General features: G+C 72.9%; 8 protein-coding genes. 3 read left to right on the top strand and 5 right to left on the bottom strand.

Features of this window, described 5'->3' with window-relative positions; all coding sequences use genetic code 11:
- The 3 genes from ADK36_RS31920 to ADK36_RS31910 all read right to left on the bottom strand — a co-directional run.
- The coding region (locus ADK36_RS31920) for a type I polyketide synthase (RefSeq protein WP_159391222.1) at positions 1 to 3,174 on the bottom strand (3,174 nt) is incomplete at its 3' end.
- A gap of 342 nt (positions 3,175 to 3,516) precedes the next feature.
- Positions 3,517 to 3,747, bottom strand: coding sequence for a response regulator transcription factor (locus ADK36_RS31915; RefSeq protein WP_048580714.1), 231 nt, complete (start codon positions 3,745 to 3,747; stop codon positions 3,517 to 3,519).
- A gap of 208 nt (positions 3,748 to 3,955) precedes the next feature.
- Entirely contained in the window at positions 3,956 to 4,459 is a 504-nt protein-coding gene (locus ADK36_RS31910) for a hypothetical protein (RefSeq protein ID WP_078916146.1), read from the bottom strand.
- Between the two features lie 346 nt (positions 4,460 to 4,805).
- Between ADK36_RS31910 and ADK36_RS31905 the strand changes: the two genes are divergently transcribed.
- A complete protein-coding gene (locus tag ADK36_RS31905; protein ID WP_234329952.1) occupies positions 4,806 to 6,089 on the top strand; it encodes a PP2C family protein-serine/threonine phosphatase in 1,284 nt (427 codons plus the stop codon).
- A 95-nt stretch (positions 6,090 to 6,184) separates the two neighbouring features.
- On the opposite strand, the gene ADK36_RS49135 is transcribed toward ADK36_RS31905, so the two are convergent.
- Positions 6,185 to 6,340, bottom strand: coding sequence for a hypothetical protein (locus tag ADK36_RS49135; RefSeq protein ID WP_159029126.1), 156 nt, complete (start codon positions 6,338 to 6,340; stop codon positions 6,185 to 6,187).
- A 145-nt stretch (positions 6,341 to 6,485) separates the two neighbouring features.
- Here ADK36_RS49135 and ADK36_RS31900 point away from each other — a divergent pair, with 145 nt between their 5' ends.
- On the top strand, positions 6,486 to 6,890 hold the full coding sequence (locus ADK36_RS31900) for a hypothetical protein (protein WP_159391221.1): 405 nt from the start codon (positions 6,486 to 6,488) through the stop codon (positions 6,888 to 6,890).
- Here ADK36_RS31900 and ADK36_RS31895 read toward each other — a convergent pair.
- Positions 6,859 to 7,347 carry a hypothetical protein gene (locus tag ADK36_RS31895; protein ID WP_048580717.1) on the bottom strand — a complete coding sequence of 163 codons (489 nt, stop codon included), beginning with the start codon at positions 7,345 to 7,347 and terminating at the stop codon, positions 6,859 to 6,861. The genes ADK36_RS31900 and ADK36_RS31895 overlap by 32 nt on opposite strands.
- A 256-nt stretch (positions 7,348 to 7,603) precedes the next feature.
- Between ADK36_RS31895 and ADK36_RS31890 the strand changes: the two genes are divergently transcribed.
- Positions 7,604 to 8,203, top strand: coding sequence for a DUF998 domain-containing protein (locus ADK36_RS31890; protein ID WP_048580718.1), 600 nt, complete (start codon positions 7,604 to 7,606; stop codon positions 8,201 to 8,203).
- Positions 8,204 to 8,285: the final 82 nt, after the last annotated feature.

The raw sequence follows: 8,285 nt of genomic DNA, 5'->3' as shown, positions 1-8,285 counted from the left end.
CTGCTCGAACACGGCCTCCTTTACGGCGTCGTCGGCGTCGTCGGCGTCGGTGGAATCAGCCGTCGGGGTCGGGGTCGGGGTCGGGGTCGAGGTCGGGGTCGGGGTCGGGGTAGGCGTAGCCATCGGCGCGGGCGTGGTGTGGGGCTCCGTGATACCCGCGTCGGTCAACGCGTCGCCGAGGCGGCCGAGGAGGGTCATCTGGTGCTGGATCAGGTCGAGCAGTTCGTGCATGGGATTGTCCTTGTTCGGGTCGAGGTACGTCTGGGGTCGGGGTGCGTCCGCCGGGGACGACGGGTTCTGCGGTGTCGACGAGGGCGGCGGGGACGACGGGGTCGGCGCAGGGCGGGCGGCCTCGTCGTCCGCCGGTGCCGGCCGCTGCCCCCACCAGTAGGACTGCTGCTCCAGCCGGGCGACCGGCAGGTCGAGCAGGCGGCGGTCGGCCGGCTCGATCAGCGCGCGCGGGTCGACGTCGACACCCAGGACGGCGAGACGGGCGAGGGCGCTCAGGTAGCCGCGCTGACCGTCCGGTGCCGGCTTGTCGACGGCGATGACGTGGACGTCGTCGTGGCCGGCGAGGTTGCGTCGGACGGCAGACAGGAGCGAGTTGCCGCCCGTCACCTGCACAAAGACGCGGGCGCCCGTGTCGTAGGCACTGCGGATGGCGTCGGTGAAGCGGACCGGCGCGGACGCGTGACGTGCCCACAGCCGACGCAGCTGGTCGGGGTCGTCGCACAGGGCCCCGCTCACGCAGGAGACCAGCGGCAGCCGGGGACGGGTGAGGGAACGCCCGTCCAGGTCGGCGCGCATGGCCTCGTCGCCTGCTGCCAGCCGCGGCGAGTGGAAGGCGTTGGAGACCTCAAGGTCCCTGGTGGCGATGCCCGCCTCCGCGCAGACGCGCCGTAGGGCGGCGAGGGTTTCCTTGGCGCCGCTGACCACCGTCTGCCGAGGCTCGTTGAAGCACGCGATCCACACGTCCTGGCGGCCGTCGACCAACCGTCGGCACGTCTCCTCGTCCGTCTGGAGGGCGAGCATCGAGCCGCGCGGCTCGCCCTCCGCGTCCCGCAGGACCGCGCCCCGCCGGGCCAGCAGCGCCACGGTCTCCTCGGCCGGGAGGACACCGGCGGTCGCGGCGGCCGCGAACTCACCCACGCTGTGGCCGAGTACGACATCCGGGGCGACGCCGCACGCGGCCAGCAGCCCGGTGGTGGCGATCTGCACGGTGCCGAGCAACGGCTGGCACACCTCAGTGGGGGCGAGCCGCCGCCTGAGCCCGGAGTCGTCCGTCAGGTCCGGCGCCGGCCCGTAGAGGAGGTCGGCCGGGTCGACGCCGGTGTGCCGCCGGGCTACGGCTCCGAGGGTGTCAACGGCATCGCGGAAGTCGGGGGAGCGTTCGTGGAGTTCCCGCATCATGCCGGGGCGTTGACTGCCCTGGCCCGGGTAGAGGAAGGCGACCCGGCGTGCGACGGACGGCAGGGGAGCGTCCACGGCGAAGGCACCGTCGCCGAGGTCGCCCCGGGCACCCTCGGCCAGTTGCCGATGGGCCCTGCGCAGCCGCTCGGTGAACTCGGCCGTGCTGTCGGCCACGATCGCGAGCCTGCTCGGCAGCGGCTCGCGCCCGGCCAAGGTGTGGGCCAACGCCGCGAGGGACGCCTGGGGTGTGTGCTCCAGGTGGCCGAGCAGGTCGGCTATGTGCTCCCGCAGCAGCTCCGGGCTGCCGGCCGAGACCAGCGCGAGCTGGGGCTCCGCCTCGCGGGCGGTGTGCGTGCTGTTGGCGGTCGGCCGCCGGACGGGGGCCGTAGTGGGCGCCTGCTGGAGCACCGCGTGCACGTTCGTGCCACCGAAACCGAACGAACTGACGGCCGCGCACGCCGGTCCCGCACCCTCCGGCAGCGCCCGCGCGGTGTCGGCCAGGCGCAGGCCGGCGGCGTCCAGTCCCAGGTCCGGGTGGGGGAGGACGTCGGGCTGCGGTACGACCGTGCGGTGGTGCACCACCAGCGCGGTCTTGATCAGCCCCGCGATGCCGGCCGCGGACAGCGAGTGCCCGATGAGCCCCTTCCCGGAGGAGAGGTAGCAGACGCCGGGGGCCGCGCCCCCGCGTTCGGTCCGCAACCGGCGCAGGGCCTCCACCTCCACGCGGTCACCGACGCCGGTCCCCGTACCGTGGGCCTCGATGAAGGAGGCCGCACCGGGTGGCAGGCCCGCGTCGTCGAACGCGCCGCGCATGGCCCGCAGTTGTCCCTCGGCGCTGGGGGTCAGCGGCCCCGACGAGGCGCCGTCGTTGGCGGAGCCGATGCCCTTGATGACGGCGTAGACACGGTTGCCGTCGGCGAGGGCGTCCTGAAGCGGCCGGAGGAATACGGCGCCGGCGCCCTCGCCGAGTACGAAGCCGTCGGCTCTGGCATCGAACGGGCGACACACCCCCGCCGCCGACAGCGCGCCGAGTCGGGAGAAGCCGACCAGGCTGTCCGGCGTGAGACTGACGTACACCCCGCCGACCACCGCCGCCTTGCACGTGCCGTGACGCAGCTGCGCCACCGCGTGGTCGAGCGCCACCAGCGAGCTGGAGCAGGCGGCGTCGACGGCGAAGCTGGGACCCCCGAGACCGAAGTGCCGGCTCACCGTGGCGGGCGCCATGTTGAGCAGAACGCCCGGCATGGTGAAGGTGCCGACGGGAGGGAGGTCCCGTGTGGAGCGGGACTTGAACGCGTTCAGGGCGTCGGCGTCGGCCGCCGTGCCGAGCGACCCGTCGGCGAGGCCGAGGGCCCGGATCCGGGCCGTGGCGAGTTCCTTGTAGTCGGACACCGAGATGCCGAAGAAGACGCCTGTGCGCTCCCGGTCGAAGCCGCCACGGCCCAGCCCCGCGTCGTCGAGCGCCTCGCGGGTGACGTCGAGTGCCAGGCGGTGCTGCGGGTCCATGGCCTCGGCGCGGCGAGGCGGCAGACCGTAGTGCCTGGCGGCGAAGCGGTCCACGCCCTGAAGGAAGGCGACCTGGTCGGTGTAGGCACTGTCGGGGGCCTGTGGATCGTCGGGCCGGTGGAACGTGTCATGGTTCCAGCGATCCTTCGGGACCGCGGTGAACTGCCGTTCTCCACCGAGGAGGAGCTTCCAGTACGCCCTGAGGTCCGCGGCTCCGGGGAAGCGGCAGCCGAGTCCGACGATGGCGATGTCATTCATGGGGAACCTGTGGGGGGTCGAGTTGGCGGATGGCGGATGGCGGATGGCGGATGGCGGATGGGGGACGAGGGACGAGGGAACGACGGGAGGGGAGCGGTCGGGTGGTGGACTGCAACCGTGCCCCGCCGGGGGCGGACGCCCCAGCCCCGGCTGTTCGTTACTTGACGTCGGGTGCGTCAGGGACTACGGACGCGTCAGGGATCAGCGGCAGGAAGTTCCGGGGCGCGGCGCGGCTTCGGTCCGGCGCCGCTTCGGTCCCGCGCGGTGTGGGGACGGCAGCGTCTGATCGCCGCACGGTCGCCGACGCCGTCGTGTCGCCGCTCACCGCTCACCGCTCGCAGCTCACAGACCCAGGGCGATGGCCACCCGGGTGAGCTCGGCGGTGCTGTTGATGTTGAGCTTGGCGCGGATACGACGGAGGTAGGCGTCGACCGTGTGCTTGGACAGTCCCATGTGCCGAGCCGCCTGCAGATAGGTGCAGCCTCGGGCGATGTGCTGCAACGTCTCCCTCTCGCGCGGGGCCAGGGCGGGGGCGGTGGCTTCGTCGTGCGTCGTGGTGATGGTGAAGCTCATGGGGGGTCCTCTGACAGATCGACTCGGCCATCTCTGCTCACATCACCGGAAGCGGTCAATGTCCGAAAGCTGCAATTTGTCCGTTTCCAATACCTTGATTGGTGGACGTCATAGCGGTGTCCGTCGACTGTCACGGGCGTGTCACAGGCGCCCTTTCTCTTGCGCGCGCCCCCGTCACCGGGCGGGTCGGAGCGGCCCGCCGGGCCGGTCACGGCCGTACGCGGCCCCCTGACGCGCACGCGGCGGGCGCGGGGCGACCCTGGAGGCGGTTCAGCTCGCCCGCGCAGCGCTGCATGGCCACTTCCAGGACCTCCGGAATGTTCAGGGTTCCGGTTCCGTCCGGCGGGACGAGCCAGCGCAGGGCGCCCCAGCGGCAGTGCGGGGCGGGGGCCGTGATCCAGGTGCCGGCGCCGAGAAGGCGCACGCCGGTGCCGATCCACACGGCCTGGGGCTCCGGGGGTAGCAGGAACCCCACGTTGCGTCGTCGGGTGTCCAGCAGGCAGGGGCCGCGGTCGAGCAGGGACAGCTCGTCCAGCAGGTCGGCGACGCGCAGCCCGAGGTCCTCCGGCACGATCAGTACGTCCCAGAACCGCCCGGCGGCCAGGAGTGCGACCCCGGTGCTGCCGTTCTGCCATTCCTGTTTGCAGGCGCCGGGGTCCTCCGACGCCGCTGCCAGCCACTCCATTGACTTCGTCCACTCCGTGAGTGCCATGAAGAGCCTCCTTGTGGTGCCGACGATCGCGGGATGGAGGCCTCAGTGCACCGGGTGCCAGGTGGTGCGGCCATACGGCGGGGGCTCAATTCCCCGTATGGGGCGAGCGCCCGCGCATCAAACCGGCAGATATATGCGGGACGTGCGCCCCCGTGCTCCCCACGTCCGCCTGCCCGTGCCTGCCGCCTGCCTGCTCCCGCCTGCCCTTACCTGTCCCTGTCCGTCCTCACCTGTCTCTGGCCGTCGCTGCTCTGTCTCTGCCCGCCCTTGGCCGTCCCCGCCGCCCCCGCCGCCCGTGTCGCCATCCGACCTTTGTGTGCTTTTGTGACCCTCTAGGGTGTTTGGTGTGGTGCGCTGGTTGCAGAGGTTTCGCAGACCGGCCACGACGGAGCCCGTCCCGTCCGGTGGCACACCCGAGCAGGACCTTGATGCGCCGTCCCGGCTGACGGCGTTGCGTGCGGCGGTGGCCCGGATCGGTACCACGCTGGACGAGGGCGCCACCTGCGCGGAGCTGACCAGGGAGGCCGCCGGGCGGACGGGCGGCCAGGCGGGTGGGCAGACGGGCGGTGCGGCGGCGGTGCTGCGCGGCGGAGACGAGGCCGGGTCGGCGTACGAGGCCGTCCACGGCGACCCGGCGATGCTGCCCCCTGTGCGGTGGGCTGCAGCGGCAGCACGGGAGGCGGCGGTGCCGCGGGGCGGAGACGAGGCTCCCTGTCCGGCGTACGGCGGCGCCCGGCCGGCGGTCTGCGTGCCGCTGGCCACCGACGAACACCGCTACGGCGTGCTGGTCTGTGCCCGGGAGCGAGCGCCGTACACCCGGGCGGACACGGAGCTGCTCGCCCTCCTCGCCGAACGTGCCGCCTCCCACATCCGGCACGCCCGGGAGCACGACCGGGTCAGGGGCATCGTCGGCAAGCTCCAGCGCGCTCTGCTCGCCGAGCCCGGGCGTCCGCACCCGAACCTGGACGTCGCCATCCGCTACCTGCCCGTCGGGCAGAGCACCCTGGTCGGCGGCGACTGGTGCGAGACCGTCCGGCTGCACTTCGGCCGGACACTGCTCGTCGTCGGGGACGTCATGGGGCACGGCCTGGAGGCCGCCGTGGACATGACCGCGTACCGCTCCGCCCTGCGCTACATCGCCTCCGCCGACCTTCCGCCGCACCGTGTGCTGCGCCAGCTCGACGACACCGCCTCCGCCGAACCGGAGCGCCGCCCGGCGACGTGTCTGATCGCCCGCGTCGATCCCGACCGCGGCCAGGTGACCCTGGCCAGCGCCGGTCACCTGCCCCCGGCCGTGATCGACGCGGAGGGCCGCGCCTCACTCCTGTCGGTCCCGGTCGGCCCGCCCCTGGGGACGGGCCTCGGCGGCTATGAGCCGGCCACCTGGCGACTGGACCCGGCCCAGACGCTGCTGCTGTTCACCGACGGGCTCGTCGAGCACCGCGGTGAGGACATCGATCAGTCCCTGGACCGGCTGATCGGCGTCGGCTTCGCGTCCGCCACCGGGGTCGAGGACGTCATCGACACGGCGCTCGCCCGCCTCGACGCCCGGCACGCCGAGGACGACGTCGCGGTACTCGCCGCCCAGCTGCACCAGCGCTCCCCGCGCGGTCACGAGGCGCAGCGCTGAGCCGGGCTGCTCCGGATCGGGCTGCTCCGGACCGGGCTGTTCAGGACTGGCTGTTCAGGACCGGACTGTTCCGGCCCTCATCGCCGCCCCTGCCCTCACCAGTCGTCACTGTCGTACTGGGTGCCCGAGACATACGGGTCATACCGTCGTCCCGGCGATGTGGCCGGCTGCGCCGTCGGTGACGGGCTCGTCTCACGCAGCGCGGCGCACCACGGGCAGTCGGGGGTGTCGTCACTGTCGTTCCGGTCCATGGAAGCGGCTCCTGTCTCGATCGAGGCGGACGGCGTCGGGCGGTGTGTGTGGCGCATGACTCCATCCGGGGGACGGTCTCACTCGACTGGGTGGCAGCGGCGGCGGCGGGCGTACCACCGGCGCACGCCTCGGCGTTGCTCCGGCATGGACAGACTTGAGACGGCGCGGCGTGGCCTCGGAGGCGCCGCCGCACCCGTGTCGTACGTCGTACCGGCCACCGGCGTCCGGAGCCAGCCGTCGATCTACGCGGCTCTGGTCGCGGAGTGGCATGCCAAGGGGCGTGCGGTACCTGAGCGCCGTGACACCTGGTGGGAATGCGTGGGCACCGGCGATGGACAAGGTCAGGCCGTCACCTCCTGGGCGGTCGGCAGGTTCACCGGGCTGGCCAGGGTGGCCGGCACCGAACCGGCGGGTGACCGGCACGTCGAGCCGGCCGAGCGGGTACCGGCCGTAGTCGTGCCCCGGGGCCTTCCCGGGCCGGTGGACCTGTGGGAGTGGAGCGGCAGGAACGGGCGCGTCAGCGTGGCCGCTCCCCGCCCGACCGACTGACCCGCGTCAGGGCGGTACGAGCGCCGCCGGCCTGTCGCAGCGCCCACTCCACTGCGGCGGGGTCGTACAGGACTCCGGTCCCGTCGGGCGGCAGCAGCCAGTCCAGGCGCCAGCCGGCGGACTGGTACGGCGGCGGCACGGCGACCCATGATCCCCTGCCGACATGGCGTACGCCGGGCCCGACCCAGTCGCTGACGGGATCGGGCGGGAGGAAGAAGCCGACGCGGCGCGCCCCGCTGTTCACCAGGACGGGGCCGGATGCCCGCGGGCGCGCCCGTCTCAGGCGATCCAGGGCGCTCAGGCCGATCTGTTCGGGAACGCTGAGCACGTCCCAGATCCGGCCGGCCTCCAGCAGCACCGCGTCCGCGCCCTGGTCCCACTGCCGCTTGCACGACCGAGGATCCGCGGCAGCCGCGGCGAGCCACTCGACGGCCTGCTTCCCCATGGTGCGCTGCATGTCCTTACCCCCAGCACTAGACCCTGCCGCCCCGGGCAGGGCCCTTCATGCTGGTGGATATTTCTATGTGCCGGAAGGGGTGGCGCGGCCTGGCGTTTACGGTCGATTTGTTCGATGTGAGCAGGGCTGTTCGCTTGCGGGTTCCGCCCCGCCGTCCATCGCCTGGAACGGCACCGAGACGCCGGCCGACGACACGGCGTGCGCGTGCCGGTGACGGAAGAGCCGAGGGACCGAGTGGCCGATCTACGGTGACTTGATGCGATCTATCCCAAGATGGGCTCTGCTTTCGTCGGGATGCGCGCCTGTCGTGCTGATCGGCGGCTGGACGATCGCGGCGCTGCTCGAAGGGCCCGCCTACGACCCCGCCACACAGACGATCAGCGTCCTCGCGGCCTACGGCGCCGCGGGCTTCTGGGTGATGACCGGGGCGCTGGCCGCCCTGGGCGTCTGCCACCTGATCACCGCCCTGGGGCTGCGCCCGGCCGCACTCCCCGGACGGGTGGCGCTGGGCGCCGGGGGAGTGGCCGCGTGCGCCGTGGCGCTCCTCCCGCCGCCGAGCAGCGGCGGTTCCCTGCGCCATGGCTCGGCGGTCGCGGTCGGCTTCACGCTCCTTGCCGTATGGCCGGTTCTGGCCGCCGACCGGCGCCGGGCCGCACCATGGGGGCTCCGGCCCGGGCCCTCCCTCACGGCGACCGTGCTGATGCTCGTCAGCGCCGTCTGGTTCATGTTCGAAATGAACCAGGGTGGCGCCGACGGCGTCGCCGAACGCCTGGTGACGGCCCTCCAGTCCCTGTGGCCCTTCGTGGTCGTCGCCTCCTGCCTCCGCCACCCCGGTCCCGAGGACCCCTCGCCTTGAGGTATTACCCCGCGTTTACGGCGGCCGGGAACTCCCGGCCCTCCGCGTCCGACTCCTGAAGCGGTACGTGCGTCAGGAGGCC

The organism is Streptomyces viridochromogenes (genome assembly GCF_001270495.1).
In the GTDB taxonomy this organism is placed as follows: domain Bacteria; phylum Actinomycetota; class Actinomycetes; order Streptomycetales; family Streptomycetaceae; genus Streptomyces; species Streptomyces viridochromogenes_A.
Note: the sequence above shows the minus strand (reverse complement) of the source record. Positions and strands in the feature narration are given on the sequence as shown.

Coding starts and splice junctions, on each gene's coding strand:
- ADK36_RS31890 (WP_048580718.1), top strand. CDS start 7,604: ATGCGATCTATCCCAAGATGGGCTCTGCTTTCGTCGGGATGCGCGCCT.
- ADK36_RS31900 (WP_159391221.1), top strand. CDS start 6,486: ATGGACAGACTTGAGACGGCGCGGCGTGGCCTCGGAGGCGCCGCCGCA.
- ADK36_RS31915 (WP_048580714.1), bottom strand. CDS start 3,747: ATGAGCTTCACCATCACCACGACGCACGACGAAGCCACCGCCCCCGCC.
- ADK36_RS31895 (WP_048580717.1), bottom strand. CDS start 7,347: ATGCAGCGCACCATGGGGAAGCAGGCCGTCGAGTGGCTCGCCGCGGCT.
- ADK36_RS31910 (WP_078916146.1), bottom strand. CDS start 4,459: ATGGCACTCACGGAGTGGACGAAGTCAATGGAGTGGCTGGCAGCGGCG.
- ADK36_RS49135 (WP_159029126.1), bottom strand. CDS start 6,340: ATGGACCGGAACGACAGTGACGACACCCCCGACTGCCCGTGGTGCGCC.